Origin of the sequence: Streptomyces sp. NPDC007901, assembly GCF_042959465.1 — a bacterium.
Lineage (GTDB): Bacteria > Actinomycetota > Actinomycetes > Streptomycetales > Streptomycetaceae > Streptomyces.
The window spans coordinates 508,955-529,748 of record NZ_JBIBKW010000007.1 but is presented as its reverse complement, the minus strand read 5'-3'; the positions used below and the strand labels follow the sequence as shown (position 1 = coordinate 529,748).

At 70.0% G+C, this 20,794-nt stretch carries 18 protein-coding genes and 1 rRNA gene; 8 read left to right on the top strand and 11 right to left on the bottom strand.

Annotation, left to right across the window (positions count from 1 at the left end; genetic code table 11):
• Positions 1–105: ribosomal RNA gene (rrf, locus tag ACFZDK_RS25520) — 5S ribosomal RNA — on the top strand; the annotation flags it as partial.
• A gap of 61 nt (positions 106–166) precedes the next feature.
• Here the strand turns inward: rrf and ACFZDK_RS25515 are convergent.
• A complete protein-coding gene (locus ACFZDK_RS25515) occupies positions 167–715 on the bottom strand; it encodes an isochorismatase family protein (RefSeq protein WP_390975884.1) in 549 nt (182 codons plus the stop codon).
• A 95-nt stretch (positions 716–810) separates the two neighbouring features.
• Here ACFZDK_RS25515 and ACFZDK_RS25510 point away from each other — a divergent pair, with 95 nt between their 5' ends.
• Positions 811–1,377, top strand: a complete 567-nt coding sequence (locus ACFZDK_RS25510; protein ID WP_390975882.1) for a GNAT family N-acetyltransferase — start codon at positions 811–813, stop codon at positions 1,375–1,377.
• Here the strand turns inward: ACFZDK_RS25510 and ACFZDK_RS25505 are convergent.
• The 9 genes from ACFZDK_RS25505 to ACFZDK_RS25465 all read right to left on the bottom strand — a co-directional run bounded on the left by ACFZDK_RS25505 (position 1,374) and on the right by ACFZDK_RS25465 (position 12,808).
• Positions 1,374–2,879 (bottom strand): type IV secretory system conjugative DNA transfer family protein, encoded by a 1,506-nt coding sequence (locus ACFZDK_RS25505; protein WP_390975880.1) that lies wholly within the window; start codon positions 2,877–2,879, stop codon positions 1,374–1,376. The two genes, ACFZDK_RS25510 and ACFZDK_RS25505, sit on opposite strands and share 4 nt — an antisense overlap.
• Before the next feature lie 12 nt (positions 2,880–2,891).
• Positions 2,892–4,307, bottom strand: coding sequence for an ATP-binding protein (locus tag ACFZDK_RS25500; RefSeq protein WP_390975878.1), 1,416 nt, complete (start codon positions 4,305–4,307; stop codon positions 2,892–2,894).
• Positions 4,308–4,321: 14 nt separating this feature from the next.
• Positions 4,322–5,881, bottom strand: a complete 1,560-nt coding sequence (locus tag ACFZDK_RS25495) for an SCO6880 family protein (RefSeq protein ID WP_390975877.1) — start codon at positions 5,879–5,881, stop codon at positions 4,322–4,324.
• Positions 5,878–7,227, bottom strand: coding sequence for a hypothetical protein (locus ACFZDK_RS25490; protein WP_390975875.1), 1,350 nt, complete (start codon positions 7,225–7,227; stop codon positions 5,878–5,880). The genes ACFZDK_RS25495 and ACFZDK_RS25490 overlap by 4 nt, the downstream gene beginning before the upstream one ends.
• Positions 7,217–8,047, bottom strand: a complete 831-nt coding sequence (locus ACFZDK_RS25485) for a hypothetical protein (RefSeq protein ID WP_390975873.1) — start codon at positions 8,045–8,047, stop codon at positions 7,217–7,219. The genes ACFZDK_RS25490 and ACFZDK_RS25485 overlap by 11 nt, the downstream gene beginning before the upstream one ends.
• 140 nt (positions 8,048–8,187) lie before the next feature.
• Positions 8,188–8,496, bottom strand: coding sequence for a hypothetical protein (locus tag ACFZDK_RS25480; RefSeq protein ID WP_046732870.1), 309 nt, complete (start codon positions 8,494–8,496; stop codon positions 8,188–8,190).
• Between the two features lie 336 nt (positions 8,497–8,832).
• Complete coding sequence (locus ACFZDK_RS25475; RefSeq protein WP_390975871.1) at positions 8,833–10,140, bottom strand: peptidase S8; 1,308 nt, start codon at positions 10,138–10,140, stop codon at positions 8,833–8,835.
• A gap of 438 nt (positions 10,141–10,578) precedes the next feature.
• Positions 10,579–11,943 carry a peptidase S8 gene (locus tag ACFZDK_RS25470; protein ID WP_390975870.1) on the bottom strand — a complete coding sequence of 455 codons (1,365 nt, stop codon included), beginning with the start codon at positions 11,941–11,943 and terminating at the stop codon, positions 10,579–10,581.
• Between the two features lie 271 nt (positions 11,944–12,214).
• Complete coding sequence (locus ACFZDK_RS25465; RefSeq protein ID WP_390975868.1) at positions 12,215–12,808, bottom strand: WHG domain-containing protein; 594 nt, start codon at positions 12,806–12,808, stop codon at positions 12,215–12,217.
• Between the two features lie 80 nt (positions 12,809–12,888).
• On the opposite strand from ACFZDK_RS25465, the gene ACFZDK_RS25460 reads away from it, so the two are divergent.
• The 5 genes from ACFZDK_RS25460 to ACFZDK_RS25440 all read left to right on the top strand — a co-directional run bounded on the left by ACFZDK_RS25460 (position 12,889) and on the right by ACFZDK_RS25440 (position 17,556).
• A complete protein-coding gene (locus ACFZDK_RS25460; protein ID WP_390975866.1) occupies positions 12,889–13,824 on the top strand; it encodes an oxidoreductase in 936 nt (311 codons plus the stop codon).
• Between the two features lie 94 nt (positions 13,825–13,918).
• On the top strand, positions 13,919–14,683 hold the full coding sequence (locus ACFZDK_RS25455; RefSeq protein WP_390975865.1) for an SDR family oxidoreductase: 765 nt from the start codon (positions 13,919–13,921) through the stop codon (positions 14,681–14,683).
• Between the two features lie 112 nt (positions 14,684–14,795).
• On the top strand, positions 14,796–15,578 hold the full coding sequence (locus ACFZDK_RS25450; RefSeq protein WP_390975864.1) for a trypsin-like peptidase domain-containing protein: 783 nt from the start codon (positions 14,796–14,798) through the stop codon (positions 15,576–15,578).
• 73 nt (positions 15,579–15,651) lie between these two features.
• Positions 15,652–16,671 carry an NlpC/P60 family protein gene (locus tag ACFZDK_RS25445; RefSeq protein ID WP_390975863.1) on the top strand — a complete coding sequence of 340 codons (1,020 nt, stop codon included), beginning with the start codon at positions 15,652–15,654 and terminating at the stop codon, positions 16,669–16,671.
• 192 nt (positions 16,672–16,863) lie between these two features.
• Entirely contained in the window at positions 16,864–17,556 is a 693-nt protein-coding gene (locus ACFZDK_RS25440; RefSeq protein ID WP_390975862.1) for a phosphatase PAP2 family protein, read from the top strand.
• A gap of 94 nt (positions 17,557–17,650) precedes the next feature.
• Here the strand turns inward: ACFZDK_RS25440 and ACFZDK_RS25435 are convergent, their stop codons facing one another.
• On the bottom strand, positions 17,651–19,210 hold the full coding sequence (locus tag ACFZDK_RS25435) for an FAD-binding protein (RefSeq protein WP_390975861.1): 1,560 nt from the start codon (positions 19,208–19,210) through the stop codon (positions 17,651–17,653).
• 364 nt (positions 19,211–19,574) lie between these two features.
• Between ACFZDK_RS25435 and pstS the strand changes: the two genes are divergently transcribed.
• On the top strand, positions 19,575–20,705 hold the full coding sequence (gene pstS / locus ACFZDK_RS25430; protein WP_390975860.1) for a phosphate ABC transporter substrate-binding protein PstS: 1,131 nt from the start codon (positions 19,575–19,577) through the stop codon (positions 20,703–20,705).
• Positions 20,706–20,794 lie beyond the last annotated feature (89 nt).

Below are 20,794 nucleotides of genomic sequence, written 5' to 3'. Positions count from 1 at the left end.
AGCGTGAGGGAAACGCCCGGTTACATTCCGAACCCGGAAGCTAAGCCTTACAGCGCCGATGGTACTGCAGGGGGGACCCTGTGGGAGAGTAGGACGCCGCCGAACAAATTTTGGGAAAGGCCCACGCCGTATGGCGTGGGCCTTTCTGCATTTTGGGGTCCGTGTTTTAGAACGTCACGTCCGCTGTGCCGACCGTGCCGCCCTTTCGACCCGGGGCCTCCTGCCACTGCCAGTAGAGGTTCGTGTGCGTGATGACCTGCTGCGGGGGCGGTGCGCCGTACGGGGAGAGGTCCTCCGTGGTGTGGGCGTCGGCGACCAGGGTCGCGTCGTAGCCGCGGACCATCGCGCCGTGCAGGGTGGAGCGGATGCAGGCGTCGGTCTGGGCGCCGGTGACCACCACGCGGCCCACGCCGTGGTCGGCCAGCACGGACTCCAGCTCGGTGTCCTCGAAGGAGTCGCCGTAGCGCTTGTGGACGAGGGGCTCGGCGGCTTCGCGGACGAGTTCCGGGACGTACTGCCAGGGGGCGCTGTCCGGCTTCAGATCGTCGCTGGAGTGCTGGATCCAGATCACGGGGACCGCCTCGGAACGGGCCCGGGCGAGCAGCGTGTTGATGTTGGCGATGACCTCGTCGCGGTTGTGGGAGCCGGCCACCACCCCGTTCTGCACGTCCACGATCAACAAGGCGGTGTTCGGACGGTTCGGAAGGGTCGTCATGACGTCCACAGTAGGCGCGGGCACTGACAACGGCTCCGGCCTGGGCGGTCGTAAACGAGGTGAGCGGAGTGGTCGGTGGTGGCTACCGTGGTCGCATGAGCGCTACGACCAGCGGTGATCACGTCATACGTGCGATACGGGCCGACGAGTGGGAGGCCGTGAAGCAGCTTCGGCTGGTTGCTTTGCGGGACCCGGTGGCGGATATCGCGTTCATGGAGACCTACGAGGACGCGGTGGAGCGGCCGGACTCGTTCTACCAGGAGCGGGCCGCTCGGTCGGCCGAGGAGCTGAGCGGGGCACGGCAGTTCATCGCCGAGGCGGCGGACGGGGTGTGGGCCGGGGGCCTGACCGTGCTGGTCGAGGAGGCCGGGACGACGGACTGGGCCGGGTTTCCGGTCGAGCGGCGGCAGGGGCATGTCGTCGGGGTGTTCGTACGGCCCGAGCACCGTGGGAGCGGGCTGATCAAGGCGCTGTTCGACGCCGGCGTGGCGTGGGCGCGGGAGCGGGGTGCGGAGCGGGTGCGGCTGTTGGTGCACGAGGACAATGCCCGGGCTCAGGGCGCCTACCGGAAGGCCGGGTTCGTGCCGAGCGGGGTGGTCGTGGAGCTCGAGGCGGATGCGGGGAAGAAGGAGTTCGAGTTCGTGCTGGAGTGGCCGGCCTAGACCGGCAGTTCCCGGTGCGGCCAGCGGGAGCGGGCCTGTTCGTGGGAGCGGAGCAGGGCGAGCGTCGGCAGGCCCTGGTCGGTGCCGGCGGCCAGGAGGTCGGGGAGCTGGGGGAGTGGGGCCACAGCCGCCACGTCGTCCAGGACCAGGGTCAGTGGTGGGTCGAGCCGACCGGAGGATGACCGTTCGGCCATGCGCCGGCCGTGCTCGACCACGCTGGAGACGAGGGCCGTCAGGAGGGGCATGGCGCCGGGGTTGGTCCTGGGGTCCTCGATGGATTCACCGACCACATAAAGCGTGCCCCCTTCATCGATGAAGGAATCCAGGGCGAGGGCATCGGATCGGTTGGGTGTGCAGGCCTCGCGGATGTTGACCGTGAAGAGCGCCGCGAGCGCCCGGGCCGTCAACTCCTGGGCGATGTCCCGGCGTTCCGGGTGGGACGTGAGGGCGGCTTCGAGTTCGCCGGCCGCGCCGGGGGCCGCCTTCGGGTGGGTGCGGAGGGTGCGTACGGCGTCCTGGACGCCGGTGCCCTGGGCCCAGCGGTGGACGTGGCGGATCGTGCGGTTCTCCAGTGCGGCGGCGTGGAGATAGCTGCGCAGGAGCGTTTCGGCCGTGTCCGTGACCGCCTGGTCGATTTTCGCGGTGGGCTTCACGGGGGTGAGGAGGGCCTGCGCGCGCTGGATCGCCGTCTGCTTGTCCTCGCAGCCCGCCGTGGGGGACCAGTGGAAGCGGGCGGGGGTGTCGCAGAGGTGGTTCGGGTCGTAGAGGAGGGCGGGGCCGAGTTTGGCCCGGGCGTCCTTGGTCTCCGACCAGAGCGCGGGGTTCGAGGTGACGACGACGGCGGGGCCGAGTGCGTCCTGGATGGTCCGGGTGGCCGTGGCCTGTCGGCTCTCCCTGGGGGCGATGTGGATTCTCGCCCATCCGACCGCCTGTTCACCGCCTACCGGGAGACCGGCCGGGAGAGGGGCGTAGAGGTCGGTGGCGGGGACCGGCTGTTCGGTCGCGGTGGTCGCGGTGGTCGCGGGGACGGCCGGGACGGCGGGTTGCGGCAACGGGGCTGTTTCTTGTGCCTGCGGCGTCCCCGCGCGCGGTTCCGGCGCCCCGGCGGGCGTCCTCTTCGTCTCCGCTCTCCGTCGTCTTCGTCCCGCCCGCCAGCGGGCCACTGTTCCCAGCACGAACACCGTGAGGACGATCAGGACCAACAGCTGGCCGATGAACAGGCCCCAGAACAGCCCCCACCCCGACAGCTGGGCCGCCGGCGTGTCCGGCCAGGCGCCCGCGATGTCGTGCGGTTCGCCGATGAGGTGGCGCATCGCGGGCGGGGTGTGGGTCAGGTTGACCGTCGAGGGCCAGTCGCCGTGGGCGAACCAGGCGGCCAGTCCCGTCGCCGTCCACACCAGGACGGTGATGCCGAGCAGGAACCCGAGTATGCCGATCAGCAGGCCGTCGGGAATCCCGCCGCCGCCCTGCTGCTCGCGCTCCTGCCGAGGGTCCGGTCTCACGGACGGTCCTCCCTACGCCACCGTCGATTCGGAGTCGCCGAGGTGCTGCTCCACGAAGGCCGCCGCCCGCTGCTCCGCCTCCAGCTCGGCGGCGCGCAGCACGTCGTCGGCGTCGGAGAGGTCGCTGGACGACTCGGTCATCGCGCGGTCCGTGAAGACGAGGGGGCGTTCGGTCTCGGTGACCAGGTGTTTGACCACCTGGACATTGCCGTTGACGTCCCAGACCGCGATTCCCGGGGTGAGGGTGGGGATGATCTCCACCGCCCACCTGGGCAGGCCCAGTACCCGGCCCGTGGCCCGTGCCTCGTCCGCCTTCTGGGCGTAGATCGTCCTTGTCGACGCCATCTTCAGGATCGCCGCGGCCTCCTTGGCCGCCGCGCCGTCCACGACGTCGGACAGATGGTGGACGACCGCCACGAAGGACAGACCGAGCCGTCGGCCGAACTTCAGCAGTCGCTGGAACAGCTGGGCCACGAACGGGCTGGCGATGATGTGCCAGGCCTCCTCCACCAGGAAGATGCGCTTCTTGCGGTCCGGGCGGATCCAGGTGTGCTCCAGCCACACGCCGACGATCGCCATCAGGATGGGCATGGCGATGGAGTTGCGGTCGATGTGGGACAGGTCGAAGACGATGAGCGGGGCGTCGAGGTCGATGCCGACCGTCGTCGGGCCGTCGAACATGCCGCGCAGGTCACCGTCGACCAGGCGGTCGATGACCAGGGCCACGTCCAGGCCCCACGCGCGTACGTCGTCTAGGGCGACGTTCATCGCCTCGGCCGACTCCGGCTCGGGGTGTCGTAGCTGCTCGACGATGTCCGTCAGGACGGGCTGGCGGTCGAGGATCGTCTCGTTGACGTACGAGTGCGCGACCTTGAGCGCGAAGCCGGAGCGTTCGTCGAGGCCGTGGCCCATCGCCACTTCGATGATGGTCCTCAGCAAAGCAAGCTGGCCGGTCGTCGTGATGGCGGGGTCGAGCGGGTTCAGCCGGATGCCGTGGTCCAGGGCCGCCATCGGGTCGAGCCGGATCGGCGTTATCCCCAGCTCTTCCGCGATGAGGTTCCATTCGCCGACGCCGTCCTCGCCCTGGGCGTCCAGGACGACGACCTGGCGGTCGCGGAAGCGGAGCTGGCGCAGGACGTAGGTCTTCTCCAGGGCCGACTTGCCGTTGCCGGACTCGCCGAGGACCAGCCAGTGCGGGGCCGGGAGCTGCTGGCCGTAGAGCTGGAAGGGGTCGTAGATGTAGCCCTTGCCGGAGTACACCTCGCGGCCGATGATCACGCCGGAGTCGCCCAGGCCGGGGGCGGCCGTGGGGAGGTAGACCGCCTGGGCCTGGCCGGTGGAGGTGCGGACGGGTGAGCGGGTCGTCTCGACCTTCCCGAAGAGGAAGGACGTGAAGGCTTCGGTGAGGACGGACAGCGGGTCCCTCATCAGCGCATCAGCCTCTACCTTCGGATTCCGGTGGCGAAGGGCAGGGTGTTCACGAAGGCGCGGTGGTGCTCGCGGTCGCACCACTCCAGTTTCAGATACGACTTTCCGGCGGACGCCCTTATCGTGCGCTTGTCGCGGTTGAGGGCCTCGGGAGAGCGCGAGGAGACCGTGATGTAGCCGACCAGGTTGACGCCGGCGGCGCCGCTGGCCAGGTCCTCGCCGCGCTGGTCGAGGCGGTTGTGGGCGGCGATGTCGCGGGGGTCGACGGTCCGGTTCATCTTGGCGGCGCGGGAGGCCTCGGCCTCGTCGTTCGTCTTCTCGGTGAGCATGCGCTCGATGGCGACCTCGGTGGGTTCGAGGTCCATGGTGACGGCGACGGTGCGGATGACGTCCGGGGTGTGGACCAGGAGCGGGGCCAAGAAGTTGACGCCGACCGGGGTCATCGGCCATTCCTTCACCCAGGCCGTGGCGTGGCACCAGGGCTCGCGGGTGGCGGACTCGCGGGTCTTCGCCTGGAGGAACGTGGGCTCCATGGCGTCCAGTTCGGCCGGCCAGGCGTTGCGCTGGGTCATCGCCTGGATGTGGTCGATGGGGTGGTCCGGGTCGTACATGGAGTGGATGAGGGAGGCGAGGCGGCCCTGGCCGAGGGGCTGCCGTACCCGGATGTCCGCCTCCTGGAGGCGGGAGCAGATGTCGGTGAGCTCGCGGGCCATGACGACGGCGAGGCCGGAGTCGCGGTCCAGTTTGCGGCCGGCCTGGGGGCGGGCCGATCGGGCCATGGCGTGGGCCTCGGCGGCCAGTTCGCGCGAGTAGTGCATGCACGCGACGAGGTAGGCGCGGTGCTGCTCGCTGCTGGTGGAGACCATGGACTGCAGCTGGTCGTACGACTGCGCCAGCCAGCCCGGGGCCTTCTCGTCGCCGCGCTGGGAGACGTCCTTGGCGTGGGCGTCGGGGTCGGCGGGGAGGGTGCGGGCGAGCATCTGGAGGCGGGTGACGAAGCCGTCGCCGTTGGCCACGTGCTTGAGGAGGGTGCCGAAGCGGTCGACGAGGGCTTCCTGGTCCTCGGAGTCGCGCAGGCCGACGCCGGGTCCCTCGATCTCGATGGCCGCGGTGACCGTCTTGCGGTCGGCGTGCAGGAGTACGGCGATCTCGTCGGGGCCGAAGGGGGCGGCGAGCCAGCTGATGCGGCCGATGCCGGGCGGCGGGCCGATCTCGACCTCGCGGCCGTCGATCCGGGTGCCGGCCTCGCTGGCGGTGGAGCGGTAGACGGTGCCGGTGCGGAGGGTGCGCTTGTAACTGCGGTTGATCTCGAACCACTTGTAGAACGTGCGGCGCTTGTACGGCACGTAGACCGCGGCCAGCGCGAGCAGCGGGAAGCCCATGAGCAGCACGATGCGCAGGGACAGGACGGGGACGAGGAGCCCGCACATCATGCCGAGGAACGCGCCGACGATGATCAGGCCGATCTCGCCGGACTCACGGTTCCTGCCGACGATCGCGTTCGGCCGGGCGCGGCCGATGAGATACGTACGGCGGGGCGTGATCGGATGGGACAGGTGGGACTCGGTCGTCAACGCCCTTCACCTCCCGAGCTGTTGTTGCGGGTGTTGCCGGCGTGCGGGGTGTTGGCCGGGCTGGGCGCGCGGGGTGCGGGTGCGGCGGAGGGGACAGATCCGCCGCCACCACCGTTCGGGGTGCGCGTGCTGTGCGCGGCGACGCCGCCCGAGGCCGGGTTGGACGGGCGGGCACCGGAGGATCCGCCGGTGGAACCGCCTCCGCCGTTGTTGTCGGCGCGGGCGCTGTGCGTTCTGATGCCCTGGGCGACGAGGTTGGCGGGGCTGCTGATGACGGCGGCGGCCTTGCCTTCGGCGCCCTGCATGATGCGGTTGTTGCGGCCGTTGGCGATCTCGTCGCCGAACCCGGGGACGAAGCGGTAGATCATCGCGCTGGCGAAGATGGCGAGCAGGATGATGGCGAGGCCGGAGACGACGGCGGAGAAGGAGTCGGGGCCGCCGTCGGAGGACAGGGCGCCGGCGAGGCCCAGCACGATCACGATGACCGGTTTGACGAGGATCACCGCGATCATGATCCCCGCCCAGCGGCGGACGTGGCCCCAGAGGTTCTTGTCGACCAGACCCGCGTAGACGACGGTGCCGAGGAGGGCGCCGACGTAGAGGAGCGCCGCCCTGATGACCAGCTCCAGCCACAGGACGCCGGCGGCGAGGATGCTCACCAGGGAGACGACGATCAGCATGATCGGGCCGCCGCCGATGTCGTCGCCCTTGCTGAGGGCGCCGGAGAAGGTGCCGAAGAACGTGTCGGTCTGGTCGCCGGTGGTCTTGGCGAGGACGTCGGTGACGCCGTCGGTGGCCGAGACGACCGTGTAGAGGATCAGCGGGGTGAAGGCGGAGGCGAGGACGGTGAGCCAGAGGAAGCCGACGGCCTCGGAGATGGCGGTGGTGAGGGGGACGCCTCGCACCGCGCGCTTGGCCACGGCCAGCAGCCACAGCAGCAGCGTCAGGATCGTCGACGCGGCGAACACGACGGCGTACTGCTGGAGGAACTTCTCGTTCGTGAAGTCGACGTTCGCCGTCTCCTTCACGGCGTCGCCGAGCTTGTCGACGGTCCAGGACGCGGCTTTGGCACACCCCTGGGCGAGGGAGGAGAGGGGGTCGAGGGTGGAGGTGAGGGGGTCGGTGGTGGAGCCGCCGGAGCTGCCCTTTCCGCTGTCGTTCTCGCAGAACTGCTTCGCCGTGCCGTTCAACAGGCCGCAGGCGTCGCTGCTGGACGATGCGCCGGGGGAGGGCGAGGCCGAGGGGGTGGGGGCGGCGACGGCCTGGGTGGCCAGCAGTACGACGGCTGTCTGCGCGGCGGCGGCCAGGCCGGCGAGCTTGAGGACACGACGCGGGTTACCGGGCATAAGTGAACCCTCCGTACTGCTCGACGGCCTTGCTGATGGCATCGGAGGTGGCGGCTTGGTCGTCACCGGGAACCGGCGCCGGTCCGTCCGTCTGGGAGTCCGCGCTGACCTTCCAGTCGTTGTCGGCCCACTGGAGGTCGAAGGTCCAGGTCTTCCAGGTAGTGGTCACCGGGTTGGTCGAGGACGTGCCGGACATGCCGGCGAGCCCCATGTACCAGACGGACACCTTGGCGTTGCTGTCGCCGTACTGCACGACCTTGGTGCCCACCGGAACCGTCCGGGACACGAAGGTGTTGCCTTTGGGCGGGTTGCCGTTGGCGTCGAGGCCCATCTTGCTCAGCAGGCTTGTCGAGTAGGCCGCGTCCATCGGGTTCTGGAGCTTTGCCGCCGCGGCGGAGGTGTAGAGCGCGTTCACGATGCGGTGGCGGCTGTCCTTGTTGAACATGCCGGTCGAGCCCAGCGTCACGGCGTAGTTCGCCGCCGCGCTCTCCGCCCCCTGCTGGGTGTGGGCGAAGCCGGTTGGGATGCCGGCGTTCTTCGTGTCGACCGGCTTGGTGCCGGTGGCCGCGGTGGAGGAGGTGGCCGGCTGGTTGTCGGTGGTGGTGCTGTTGGACGAGGAGGACGTGGAGGAGGAGTTGTCGCCGTCGCCTCTGTTCGCGAAGGCGATCGCCGCGATCAGGAGGACGACGACGCCGACGACCGTGACCAGGCTCCGGGACGAGGAGCGGGCGTTGCGGCGGGCGCCGCCGTAGGGGTCGTCGGGCAGGCGCGTGCGGGTGTGGCCGGTCTCCGGGTAGCCGGGCTCGTCTCCGAGGCTCATGCCGGGTACTCCCCCTCCACGTCGTACCGGAACGCGTAGCAGTACGACGGTAGCCGTGCTGGTTCCCGCGCGGGCGCGGTGTGGTGACTCGACATCAGGGAAACGCAACCTCGGAGCGGGGGAGACGGAGGTTCAGGCGGCTAGACGGCCATGCCGTACACGATGGTGAACAGGGTGCCGAGTGAGCCGATGATGAAGACTCCGGTCAGTCCGGCGATGATGAGGCCCTTGCCCTGTTCGGCGCTGAAGGTGTCCCGGAGGGCCGTCGCGCCGATGCGCTGTTTGGCGGCACCCCAGACGGCGATACCGAGGCAGATGAGGATGGCGACGGCCATGACCACCTGGATCATCGTCTTCGCCTCGTTGCCCAGGCTGCCGAAAGGCCCCCAGTCCGGAGCGATTCCGCCGATGATGGTGTTGATGTCTCCCTTGTCGGCCGCGTAGAACATGTAAGTCACCGCCCCTGGTGGGTAGTTCTGTCCGCCCCTGCCCGGTGCAGAGGTCACGCATCATTCTCGCCGACAACGTCGCCGGAGTATGTCGACTTGACGTCATTGATTGGCGGGTTTCGTACGAAGGGATCGTACGGTCACTCTGTGTATCACGGCAGGTCACGCCGGGCAATGAGGCCTGGGCGGAACCTGTGGTGTGGTTCCGTCGTTGACCCCCATTACCGCCTGGTGGGGTTTTTGACGGCCAGTCGGGTGAATGCCACCGTCCCGATGTTCTCATGACGAACGGGCCGCGGCTGGTTGCCGCGACCCGTGTGGGGGTGGAGCCGGGTACTAGTTGGCGAAGGCCGAGATGCCTTCCGGGGTGCCCCAGCCGGTCGGACCGTCGTAGCCGGTCTCGGCCGTGCAGAAGTACGCGGTGGAGCAGGAGCCGTTGTAGCCGCTCGTCACGTCGTTGAGGGACGAGGTGCCCGCGTAGTCGTAGGGGTACTGGGCCGGGTAGGTGCCGCTGGCCGGGGTGCCGGCGAGGGCGTAGACGCCGGCGATGATCGGGGCGGAGACGCTGGTGCCGCCGAAGGTGTACCAGCCGGCGGTGACGCCGTAGGAGTCGTAGACGGAGACGCCGGTGGCCGGGTCGGCGACGGCGGAGACGTCGGACTCCATGCGCTTGGTGCAGCCGGTGTCGGTCTGCCAGCTGGGCTTGGCGTCGTAGGAGGAGCAGCCGGAGCCGGTGCCCTCGGAGCTGGAGGTGCGCCAGACGGACTCGGTCCAGCCGCGGGTGGTGGAGGAGGTGGACAGCTTGGTGCCGCCGACGGCGGTCACGTACTGGGAGGTCGCCGGGTACTCGGCGCCGTAGCCGCTGTCACCGGCGGAGACGGTGATGGCCACGCCCGCGTGCTTGTAGTACGAGGTGTCGTACGAGGTCTGCGAGGAGGACTCGGAGCCGCCGTAGCTGTTGGAGACGAACTTGGCGCCGAGGGCGACGGCCTCGTTCTCCGCGGTGCCGAGGTTGGCGTAGCTGGCGCTGGTGGCCTCGACGAGGGTGATGTTGCACAGCGGGCAGATCGCGGAGGCCATGTCGAGGTCGAGGGAGATCTCCTCGGACCAGCCGGCGTCGGAGGAGGGGAGGGAGGTGGTGGAGCCGGTCTGGGAGACCTTCTTGAAGCAGCCGTTGGCCGTGGTGCAGGCGGAGAGGCCGTAGTACGAGCGGTAGGTCGCGAGGTCGGACTCGGCGTTCGGGTCGTTGTACGCGTCGACGATCGCGATCGTCTCGCCGGAGCCGTTGGAGGCGGCGGCGGAGGTCAGGCCGTAGGCGGACCGGAGGTTGGTCGGGCTGTAGCCGGACGGGGTGGAGGCGTCGGCGGCCTTGGGGGTGATGCCCGTCTTCGCGGCCTGCTGCTTCTGGAAGGCGGTGAGGCCGCCGGTGACGCGGTAGGACTTGCAGGTGAGGTCGCCCGTGTGCTTGGGGGTGGCACAGGGGGTGGCGACGTAGGTCACCTTGCCGGTCGCCGTGGCGACCGCGTCGGCCTGGACGGCGGTGCCGAAACCGGCGAACACCAGCGCGGCGGTGGCGGCCACGGCGGTGCCCAGTCGGCGCCAGCCGCGGTGCAGCGAGGATCTGTTGGGGGGAGTGGAACGCATGCGTGCAGCCTCCTGATGTTCCTGAATGGGGTGGAACAGTTCGAACAGGGGCGGTGCGGGTGCGATCTGGTGCGTGGTGCCTGGTGCTTTGCGGCCGGTACGGGTTCCCCGGTCGCAGGGCGGCGGCCCGCGAAGAGAATCCTTTGTTGAGTACGCGACAACAAGAGGTGACGGGAATCCTGACTTCCGCATTGCCGAACGAGGGCTTCGCGTGACCCGTCGATGGCCGCCCGTTGTCTTGTGGGTGGCGGGCGCTTGACTCGACGCACAGGTAATTCAAGGGAGTTGCCAAGGTGCGAAAAGAGGCGAGGAGCGAAAAACGGGCCACGGCCGGATGCCGTGGCCCGTCTCTCTTTCCCTGCCGCCGAGGGGACCCCACGTCCCCCTCACGGTGGCGGCTCCCCGTGACCCGACGGGGAGGTCCTGCGGTGCGAGGGGTCAGCCGGTGAAGGCGTCGGTCCCCTCGGGGGTGCCCCAGCCGGTCGGGCCGTCGTAGCCCGACTTGGCGGTGCAGAAGTACGAGGTGGAGCAGGTGCCGTTGTTGCCGCTCGTCACGTCGTTGAGGGCGGAGGTGCCGGCGGCCGCGTACGGGTACTCGGCCGGGTAGTCGCTGCTGCCCGGGGTGCCGGCCAGGGCGTAGACCGAGGCGATGAGCGGCGAGGAGGCGCTGGTGCCGCCGTAGGTGTTCCAGCCGGTGCCGTCGGAGCCGTAGGAGTCGTAGACGGAGACGCCGGTGGCCGGGTCGGCGACCGCGGAGACGTCGGCGATCATGCGCTTCGAGCAGCTCGCGTCGGTCTGCCAGGTGGGCTTGGCGTCGTAGGCGGAGCAGCCGGAGCCGGTGCCCTCGGTGGAGCTGGTCTTCCAGACCGACTCGGTCCAGCCGCGGCTGTTGGAGGAGGTCTTGAGGGCGGTGCCGCCGACGGCGGTCACGTACCGGGAGGCGGCCGGGTACTCGGCGCCGTAGCCCTCGTCACCGGCGCTCGCGGTGATGGCCACGCCCGCGTGCTTGTAGTACGAGGTGTCGTACGAGGTGTCCGAGGAGGACTCGGAGCCGCCGTAGCTGTTGGAGACGAACTTGGCGCCCAGCTTGACGGCCTCGTTCACCGCGGTGCCCAGGTTGGCGTCGGAGGCCGACTTCGCCTCGACCAGCAGGATGTTGCAGTTCGGGCAGGTCGCGCTGACCATGTCGAGGTCGAGGGACTCCTCGCCGGCCCAGCCGCTGTCGGCGGACGGGAGCGAGGTGGTGGAGCCGGTCTGGGAGACCTTGGTGAAGCAGCCGTTGTCGGTGGTGCAGTCCGACAGGCCGTAGTACGACCGGTAGGTCGCGAGGTCCGCCTCGGCGTTCGGGTCGTCGTAGGCGTCGACGATGGCGACGGTCTCGCCCGAGCCGTTGGAGGCGGCGGCGTCCGCCAGGCCGTAGGCGGACTGGATGTCGCTCGGGCCGTATCCGGTGGGGGAGTCGGAGGCGGCGTTCGGCTTGACGGTCTTCGGGGCGATGCCCTTGAGGGCGGCCTGCTTCTCCATGAAGGCGGTGGTGCCGCCGGTGACCCGGAGGGCGTCACACGCGGCGAAACCCTTCTTCGGGGTGGCGCCGCAGCCGGCCTTCTCGTACTGGACGTGGGCCTTGGCGACCTGGGCGGCGATGGCCCGGGTGGTGACCTTGTGGGTCGCGGTGTCCGCGGCGCTGGCGTGGGCGGCGGTGCCCAGGCCGGCGGCGGCGAGTGCCGCGGTGGCGGCGACGGCGGTGCCTATCCGGCGCCATCTACCGCTGGTGTGGGGGGTGTTGGGGGTGGTCGTACGCAACGTACAGCCTCCTGGAAGAAGGGACAGAGGCCTGCGGGTGGGGGGACCACCGGTGTGGTTGCCGGTGGGGGCGGCGGCCCGCGACGACCATCGCGTTGTTGGGTACGCGACAACAAGGTGACTTTCGGAATCCTGACTTCCGCGTTACTGAAGCGCGGCAAGGGCTTACTGATCATTGGCGGCCGGATGGCCGGAAGTTGGGGTTCGGTTGACCTGGACTCCGGCCGGGGCAGGCCGCAATGCGCGTTGATCGGGGCGTATCGAGGCGGTGTCAGCGGGGTTTGAGGCCGTGCAGCAGGAGGTGCGCGTAGTGGTCCAGGCCCGCCAGGGTCTCGTCCGGCTGGAGGGTGCCGTTGGACGTCATGGCGGCCAGGCCGTGGATGCCGGCCGCGGCCACCAGGGTGACGCGCTCCGGGTCGCCCTCGACGATCTCGCCGCGCCGCTGGGCGTCCGCGATCAGGTTCACGAAGGAGCACAGGGAGAGCTCGACCGCGTCGGCCAGTTCGCTGTCGATGTCGGGGTCGTGCTTGCGGGAGTACATCAGCTCCAGCAGCTCGGCGTTGTCGACGGCGAAGGTGATGTAGGCGCGGGCGAGTGAGGTGATGCGGGGTTCGAACGTGGCGTCGGGGAGGTCGGCCGCGGTCAACGCCCGGTTCAGGCGGTCGTATCCGCCGAGCGCGAGCGCGTCCAGCAGGGCCTGCTTGTCCTTGAAGTGCCGGCCGGGGGCGGCGTGGCTCACCCCGATGTCGCGGGCCAGTTCGCGCAGGGACAGGGCGGCGGCGCCCTTCTCGCGCAGGGTGCGTTCGGCGCTGGCGAGCAGGGCGGAGCGCAGGTCTCCGTGGTGGTAGGGGCGGCTTTGCGACATGGGGGCATCGTATCCCGATGTAGTCGCCGTCATCTTTGTTGTCATTGACATCATTGTTGCCGACGCCTACATTGGCGGACATGGCTGACAAGAACGACACCAAGAACCCCAAGTGGAACGTCACCGACCTCCCCGACCTCTCCGGCCGTACGGCCGTGGTCACCGGGGCCAACAGCGGCCTGGGCCGTACGGCGGCGGAGGCGCTGGCCCGGGCGGGCGCGCATGTCGTGTTCGCGGTACGCGACCCGGAGCGGGGCCGCGCCGCCGCGGCGCAGGTGCCCGGCAGCACCGAGGTGCGCCGGCTGGACCTGGCGGACCTCGCCTCGGTGCGGGCCTTCGCCGAGGGCTGGCAGGGACCGATCGACCTGCTCATCAACAACGCCGGCGTGATGATGCTCCCGGAGCAGCGCACCGCCGACGGCTTCGAGATGCAGTTCGGCACCAACCACCTGGGCCACTTCGCGCTGACGAACCTGCTGCTGCCCCAGGTCACCGACCGCGTGGTCACCGTCTCCTCCGGTCTGCACCGCGGCGGCGACGGCGTGATCCACTTCGACAACCTCAATCTGCGCGGCGCCTACCACCCCACCCGCGCCTACGCCCAGTCCAAGCTGGCCAACCTCCTGTTCACCCTGGAACTCCAGCGCCGGCTCACCGAGGCCGGCTCCCCGGTCCGCGCCCTCGCCGCGCACCCCGGCTACGCGGCGACCAACCTGCAGAGCCACACGGCGAACCCCCTGGCCCGCCTGGGCATGCGCCTCGGCAACCGGCTCCTCGCCCAGGACGACGTCGCGGGCACCCTTCCCACGCTGTACGCGGCGACCCAGGACCTGCCAGGCGCCAGCTATCTCGGCCCGGACGGCATGGGCGAGATGCGGGGCGCGCCGACCCTGGTCGGCCGCAGCCGGGCGGCGAGCGACCCGGTGGCCGCGCGCCGGCTGTGGACGCTGTCGGAGGAGATGACGGGGGTGAAGTGGGCCCTCGGAGCGGGCCGTGTGAACGTCGGGACGGAGTGAAAGCCCAGGTGGTGGACGCCCGGCGGCCATCCGCCCGCTGCCGGATACGGTGAGCCGGTACGACCGACACGACGGTTCTCCGGGAGGTGGCCGCATGAGCGCCGGCGCCGTGGACTTCACCCTCACCGGACGCACCGCCCTGGTGACCGGCTCGGTCCGGGGACTGGGCCTGGAGATGGCACGGGGCCTGGCCGGAGCCGGTGCGCGGGTGGTCCTCAACGGCCGGGACACGGCCTCGCTGGACCCGGCGGTCGCACGCCTGCGCGAGGACGGACTCGACGTCCTGGGAGCGGCGTTCGACGTCACCGACCGGGAGGCGGCCGAGGAGGTGGTGACCGCCCTCGGCGCCCTCGACATCCTGGTCAACAACGTGGGCCACCGCGACCGCAGGGGCGTCGAGGAGATGCCCCCGGACCAACTGTCCGCGATGCTCGACGTCCACCTGACCTCGGCGTACGCGCTGAGCCAGACGGTCGCCCGGGGCCTGGCCGCGCGCCGCACACCGGGCCGCATCATCAATGTCTCCTCGGTCGTCGGCCAGCTGGGCCGCACCGGGGACGTCGCCTACGCCACGGCGAAGGCGGGCCTCGACGGCCTCACCCGGGCGCTCGCGGCCGACCTGGGCCCGAGCGGTACGACGGTGAACTCGGTGGCGCCGGGGACCTTCGCGACGGACGTCAACGCGGAGCTCGCCGAGGACCCGGAGTGGGCGCGCTGGCTGCGCACCCGCACGGCCCTGGGCCGCTGGGGACGGCCGGCGGAGATCGCGGGGATCGTCGTCTTCCTGGCGAGCGACGCCGCGTCCTTCATCACCGGACAGACGATCGCGGTGGACGGCGGGATGACGACCACCTTCTGAGCCGGAGTGGCCCGGGCGGAGCACCCGTGCCACGGCCGCAAGGGCGGTTCACAGGTAAATCTCAGTGAAGTCGGGAACCGTTTCTCACCTTTGTGGGACACAGTGGGGCCTGATGAAGCGCATCTCTCGCAGCTCACGTGTCTCGGTGGGCACTCGCCGTATCGCGCTCTGCGCCGCGGTTATGCTCGCTGCCACCTCCGCTTCCGTGGCGGCCGCCGACGACGGGCCGGGGCCGTTCGGGGTGACCGCGGTGGTCGGGGACACGGCGGAGAGCGCGCGCGTCGGGGCGCTGTTCGGCGCCGACAAGGCCGGGAGCCTGTCCGGAAACCACTTCTGCACCGCGTCCGTCGTGCACAGCCCGCAGCGGGACCTGATCGTCAGCGCCGCACACTGCGTCGACGGGGACGGTGACGCCACCGGCCTCGTCTTCGTGCCGGGATACCGGGACGGGCAGGCGCCGTACGGGGTGTGGAAGGTCGGGAAGCGGTACCTGCCCGACGGGTGGGCGCACGGCCAGGACGAGGACAGTGACGTCGCCTTCGCCGTCGTGGACGAACTGGACGGCAGGCGCCTCGAGAGCGTGACCGGCGCCAACCGCTTCGCCAGCGGGGTCGCCACCGGGGCCACCGCGGTGACCGTCACCGGGTACCCCGACTCCCGTGAGGTGCCCATCAGCTGCACCAACAAGCCCGTCGCCCACAGCGCCACCCAACAGCGCATCGACTGCCCCGAGTTCACCGGCGGCACCAGCGGCAGCCCCTGGGTGAACGGCGACCACGAGGTGGTCGGGGTGCTGGGCGGCCACGAGCAGGGCGGCTCGACCGCCGACACGTCGTACAGCGTGGTCCTCGGGAGCGAGGCCGCCGAGCTGTACAAGGACGCCACCGCGGACTGAAACGGCGTCATGTGCGCCGTCTTCCTGTGAAATACCGCCACTCTCGGCCGAAATGGCGTTGAACAGCCCTGACATGGGGGAGGGTTGGGGCGTGCGGAAAGTATGGTTGATCGGTGGCGCGGCGGTCGGGCTCGGGCTGAGCTTCGTGATGCTGCTCGTCGTCGGCGTGTACGTCGTCGCCGGGAACCTGCTCGGCGGGGTCGGCGGCGGCACCAAGGCGCTGGCCAAGGGATCCGTGCCGGCCGCCTACTCCGCGCTCGTGCAGAAGTGGGGCAACCTCTGCTCCGCCATCAACCCCGCCCTGCTCGCCGCGCAGCTCTACCAGGAGAGCGGCTTCAACCCGAAGGCGCAGAGCGCGGCGGCCGCGCAGGGGATAGCGCAGTTCATCCCGGGTACCTGGGCCAGCCACGGCATCGACGGCGACGGCGACGGCGACCGCGACGTCTGGGACCCGAACGACGCGATCCCGTCGGCGGCCTCCTACGACTGCCAGCTCGCCTCGTACGTCAAGGACGTCCCCGGCAACATCTCCGACAACATGCTCGCCGCCTACAACGCGGGGGCGTACGCGGTCATCAAGTACAAGGGTGTGCCGCCGTACAAGGAGACCCAGAACTACGTCAAGACGATCACCACCCTGGAGGACAGCTTCGCCGCGCCCGTCAGCCGGCTCTCCCCGACCAAGCAGGCCGCCGGTGCCATCGACTTCGCCCAGAAGAAGCTCGGCACCCCCTATCTCTGGGGCGGCAACGGCACCGCCGACCAAGGTGGCCGGTTCGACTGCTCCGGGCTGACGAAGGCGGCGTATGCGAGCGTGGGGATCACGCTGCCCCGGGTCGCCAACGACCAGTACAACGCGGGCCCGCACCCGTCCCGCAACGAGCTGCTCCCGGGTGATCTGGTCTTCTTCTCCACCGACCTGACCAACTCCCGGGCCATCCACCACGTGGGAATCTACGTCGGTGGCGGGTACATGATCGACGCGCCGTACACCGGGGCGGTCATCCGCTTCGACCCCATCGACAGCGCGGACTACTTCGGCGCCACCCGCGTCACCGAAGATGGCGCGAAAGCGCTCCCCACGGCGGTGTGAACCGAGTGTGAAACCCTCCCCTGAGCTGCGGCTTTGTATCTCTCTTCGATAACGTCTGCGTGATCATTCGGTGGAGGGTGGAACGAAGGGGCGTAGGCCGTGCGTTCCTGTTGACATAGCCGACCACGGGGGTGGCAGCGAGCGACGCACACGAGGTGCGTCCCGGAACGACGACGAAGGGGCCGCAGCACGATGGCTGTACTCGCCGAATCCGGATCCAACCCCGACGTCGACCTGCTCTACGACATCAACGGCCTGGCCAAGGACGCGCCGCACTGGTTCGACCGGGGCATGGCCTTCGTCGGGGAGTACGGGCTGCTGGTCGCCATGGTGCTGCTGGTGGCGGGGTGCTGGTGGTCCGTGCGGCGCCGGGGCGACGAGGACGCGCCCGCCACCGTCGCCGCCCTGGTCTGGGCACCGCTCGCCGCCGCGATCGCCGTCCTCGTGAACGTTCCCATCCGCGGCTTCGTCGAGCGGCCCCGGCCCTTCCTCGCTCACCAGGGCCTCGACGTCCTGGTCTCCGGCAAGACCGACTACTCCTTCGTCAGCGACCACGCGACCATCACCATGGCCCTGGGCGTCGGCCTCTTCATCGCCAACCGGAAGTTCGGGGCCGCGGGGATAGGGCTGGCCCTGCTGGAAGGCTTCTGCCGGGTCTACATGGGCGTCCACTACCCCACCGACGTCATCGGCGGCTTCGCCCTCGGCACCGCCGTCGTCCTCCTCCTCTCCCCCCTCGCCTCCGCCCTCCTCACACCGCTGATGAAGGCGGTCGCCGGGTCCCCCCGCGCCGGCTGGATCGTACGCACGCGCTCGGCGACGGTCGGCGTCGTCCCGGAGCCCCGCTCCGGCCTGGAGTCGGAGGAACGGGACCTGGCGGCGTAGGCCGGGCCCCGTAAGGGGCGCGGGGCTGTATCAATGTGCGGCTCCGCCGCGTGGGCGCGACCAGCCCCCACCCACCCGCAGCCGAACGCCGCTCCTACAACCCCTGTGCGTAGGAGAAGAACCTCTCGGGGTCGTACTGCTGCTTCACCTTCCCGAGCTTCGTCACGGCGTCGCCGTAGTACGCCTTCTTCCAGTTCGTCAGCGTCGGGTCCGCGTAGTTCTGGTACGCCGCGCCGGAGGCGTACGGCTTCATCGCGGCGTGCGCCGCGTTCAGCCAGGACTGGCCCGTGCTGCCGGAGCCCCCCGCGCCCCAGGACACGATGTACTGCGCCAGCATCCGCGACCGGCGGTGCACGAACGCCGTCGCCGTCGGCGAGACCCGGTTGACCGCACCGCCGAGCGCCGTGAAGGCGATGCTGCCCGCGCCGCCCCGGACCGAGCCGATCTGCCGCAGGACCGTCTGGATGCCGGCCGCCGACAGGGAGCGGTCGAAGAAGTCGGAGCGGGCCGTGTAGGTCTCCCGGCCCAGCTTGCCCTGCGGGGAGCGGCCCGGGGTGGAGCCGGGCAGGTGGCACTGGGCCTGGGTGGCGAAGGAGGAGCAGCCGGCGTAGATCTCCATCGCCTCCTCGTAGCCGTGGCGGCGCAGCGAGACGGAGGAGGCGTTGGCGCCGGCCTTGTGGGCGAGGGCGTCGACCGCGTTCTGGAGTTCGCCGTAGGTGCCCATCGAGAAGCAGGCGACCGCGATGCGCGGGCCGCTGCCCGAGTTCTCCAGGTGCAGGGAGGACCAGATCTCGTCCGGCTGGGAGGGGCCCCACTCCTGCCAGGCCTTCAGGACCTGCGCCGCCTTCGCCCAGGGCCAGGTCATGTACGCCGTCACGCCCTGCGGGGTCGGGTGGGTCTTGAACTGCAGCTCCGTGACGACGCCGAAGTTGCCGTTGCCCGCGCCGCGCAGCGCCCAGAAGAGGTCCTTGTTGCTGCTCGCGTTGGCGACGACCTGGGTGCCGTCCGCGGTGATCAGGGTCGCCTGGGTGAGGCTGTCGCAGGTCAGGCCGTACGCGCGGGACGCGACCCCGTGGCCGCCGCCGAGGACCAGGCCGGAGACGCCGACCGTGGGGCAGGAGCCCGCCGGGATGGTCACGCTCTTCGCCGCGAGGGCCCGGTAGACGTCGATCAGCTTGGAGCCGGCGCCGACGACCGCCGTGCCGCCGCTGACGCGGATCCGGTTGAGCTTGGAGACGTCCACGATCAGGCGGCCGTTGCCCGAGGAGTAGCCCGCGTAGGAGTGGCCGCCGTTGCGGATGGAGACCTTCAGGGAGTGCGCCTGGGCGTACGACAGGGTCGTGCGGATGTCGTCCGCGTGGGCCACGTAGGCCACCGCCGCCGGCTTCAGGCCGTCGAAGCGGGTGTTGTAGAGCTGGTGCGCCGTGGTCCAGGAGGTGTCACCGGGGCGGACCAGGGTGCCGTCCAGGGCGTGGGCGAGGGCGGTCCAGTTGGCCGCGGCCGCCGCGCTGGTGGTCTTCAGCGCCGTACGAGAGGATGTGGACGCGAGTGGCGCGCCGGTGGTCTGCGAGGTGTCGCCGCCGGAGCTGCACCCCGTCAGTGCGGTCGCCGCGAGGGCGGCCGCCCCGCCAGATATGAAGGTACGCCGTTCCATGCCCGTGCCTTTCGTCGGCTTTCCTGGGACGAGACGGCGTCTGTCGCACGCGGGTTCCCATCCGGTGTAACGAACGCTGTGACGTCGTAACGGCTGTGATGGCGAATGCCGAAGGTTTGTTCGCGCAACGCGTCGGTCGGAACCTCGATGTGCCCTCCCCGTGAGCATTCCGTGACCTAACCAGGCCGACGGCAGGGGTTCACCCTGCGTTCACTTCTGGCCATCGGTGGCTTCACCTGTTCTGCCTAATTTCGGCCGTACCGGTGCGGTGAAGGGCTGCGAACGTCATGTCGGACGGCCCTCTTCGCACCACGACTACCTCGCACGCCGCCGAAGGTGGCGCCTCTGGAAGGAACCCCCGAAAGTGAAGCTTCAGCGCAAGAACCGGCTGCGCGCCCTGTCTCTCGGTGCTGTCGCTGTCTCCGGCGCCCTGGCCCTGACGGCGTGCGGCTCGGACGACAACGGTGGCGGCAGCGGTTCGAGCACCTCCTCGGCCTCCGCGAACGCCAGCTCCATCAAGTGCGACGACGCCAAGGGCCAGCTGCTCGCCGACGGCTCCTCCGCGCAGAAGAACGCGATCGACGCCTGGGTGAAGAACTTCTCCCAGGCCTGTGGCGTCCAGATCAACTACAAGGGCTCCGGCTCCGGTGCCGGTGTGACCGCCTTCACGCAGGGCCAGGTCGCCTTCGCCGGTTCCGACTCCGCGCTGAAGGACGAGGAGGTCAAGGCCTCCAAGAGCGTCTGCTCCGGCGGCCAGGGCATCGACCTCCCGATGGTCGGCGGTGCGATCGCGATCGGTTACAACGTCCCGGGTGTCGACAACCTGGTTCTGGACGCGCCGACCCTCGCCAAGATCTTCGACAGCAAGATCACCAACTGGAACGACGCGGCGATCAAGAAGCTGAACCCCGACGCGAAGCTTCCGAACCTCAAGATCCAGGCGTTCCACCGCTCTGACGAGTCGGGTACGACGGACAACCTCACCAAGTACCTGATCGCCACCACCCCGGACAACTGGAAGTACTCCGGCGGCAAGGCCTGGCAGGCCAAGGGCGGCCAGTCCGCTCCGCAGTCCGCGGGTGTCGCCCAGCAGGTCAAGCAGACCTCCGGCGCCATCGGCTACTTCGAGCTCTCCTACGTCTCGGACGGCATCAAGGCCGCCTCCATCGACACGGGCGCCAGCAGCCCGGTGGCCCCGTCCACCGAGTCCGCCACCGCCGACATCGCGGCCGCCAAGGTCATCGGCACCGGCAAGGACCTGTCGCTGCAGCTCGACTACAAGACCAAGGCCGAGGGCGCGTACCCGATCAGCCTGGTCACCTACGAGATCGCCTGCGACAAGGGCAACAAGGCCGACACCCTCCCGGCGACCAAGGCGTTCCTGCGCTACATCGCCTCCGAGGACGGCCAGAAGCTGCTCTCCACGATCGACTACGCCCCGATCCCCGACGAGATCATCGCCAAGGTCCGCACCACCGTCGAGGGCCTGAGCTAAAGATCCGCGAGTGCGGCCGAGTTCCCCACGGGAGCCCGGCCGCACCGTCCGGTGCACCGCCGCCCGGAGCCGTATGCCTCTACGTGTGG

Coding starts and splice junctions, on each gene's coding strand:
- ACFZDK_RS25460 (WP_390975866.1), top strand. CDS start 12,889: ATGGCTGACAAGAACGACACCAAGAACCCCAAGTGGAACGTCACCGAC.
- ACFZDK_RS25455 (WP_390975865.1), top strand. CDS start 13,919: ATGAGCGCCGGCGCCGTGGACTTCACCCTCACCGGACGCACCGCCCTG.
- ACFZDK_RS25475 (WP_390975871.1), bottom strand. CDS start 10,140: ATGCGTTCCACTCCCCCCAACAGATCCTCGCTGCACCGCGGCTGGCGC.
- ACFZDK_RS25480 (WP_046732870.1), bottom strand. CDS start 8,496: ATGTTCTACGCGGCCGACAAGGGAGACATCAACACCATCATCGGCGGA.
- ACFZDK_RS25445 (WP_390975863.1), top strand. CDS start 15,652: ATGGGGGAGGGTTGGGGCGTGCGGAAAGTATGGTTGATCGGTGGCGCG.
- ACFZDK_RS25500 (WP_390975878.1), bottom strand. CDS start 4,307: ATGAGGGACCCGCTGTCCGTCCTCACCGAAGCCTTCACGTCCTTCCTC.
- ACFZDK_RS25440 (WP_390975862.1), top strand. CDS start 16,864: ATGGCTGTACTCGCCGAATCCGGATCCAACCCCGACGTCGACCTGCTC.
- ACFZDK_RS25485 (WP_390975873.1), bottom strand. CDS start 8,047: ATGAGCCTCGGAGACGAGCCCGGCTACCCGGAGACCGGCCACACCCGC.
- ACFZDK_RS25450 (WP_390975864.1), top strand. CDS start 14,796: ATGAAGCGCATCTCTCGCAGCTCACGTGTCTCGGTGGGCACTCGCCGT.
- ACFZDK_RS25465 (WP_390975868.1), bottom strand. CDS start 12,808: ATGTCGCAAAGCCGCCCCTACCACCACGGAGACCTGCGCTCCGCCCTG.
- ACFZDK_RS25515 (WP_390975884.1), bottom strand. CDS start 715: ATGACGACCCTTCCGAACCGTCCGAACACCGCCTTGTTGATCGTGGAC.
- ACFZDK_RS25510 (WP_390975882.1), top strand. CDS start 811: ATGAGCGCTACGACCAGCGGTGATCACGTCATACGTGCGATACGGGCC.
- ACFZDK_RS25490 (WP_390975875.1), bottom strand. CDS start 7,227: ATGCCCGGTAACCCGCGTCGTGTCCTCAAGCTCGCCGGCCTGGCCGCC.
- ACFZDK_RS25435 (WP_390975861.1), bottom strand. CDS start 19,210: ATGGAACGGCGTACCTTCATATCTGGCGGGGCGGCCGCCCTCGCGGCG.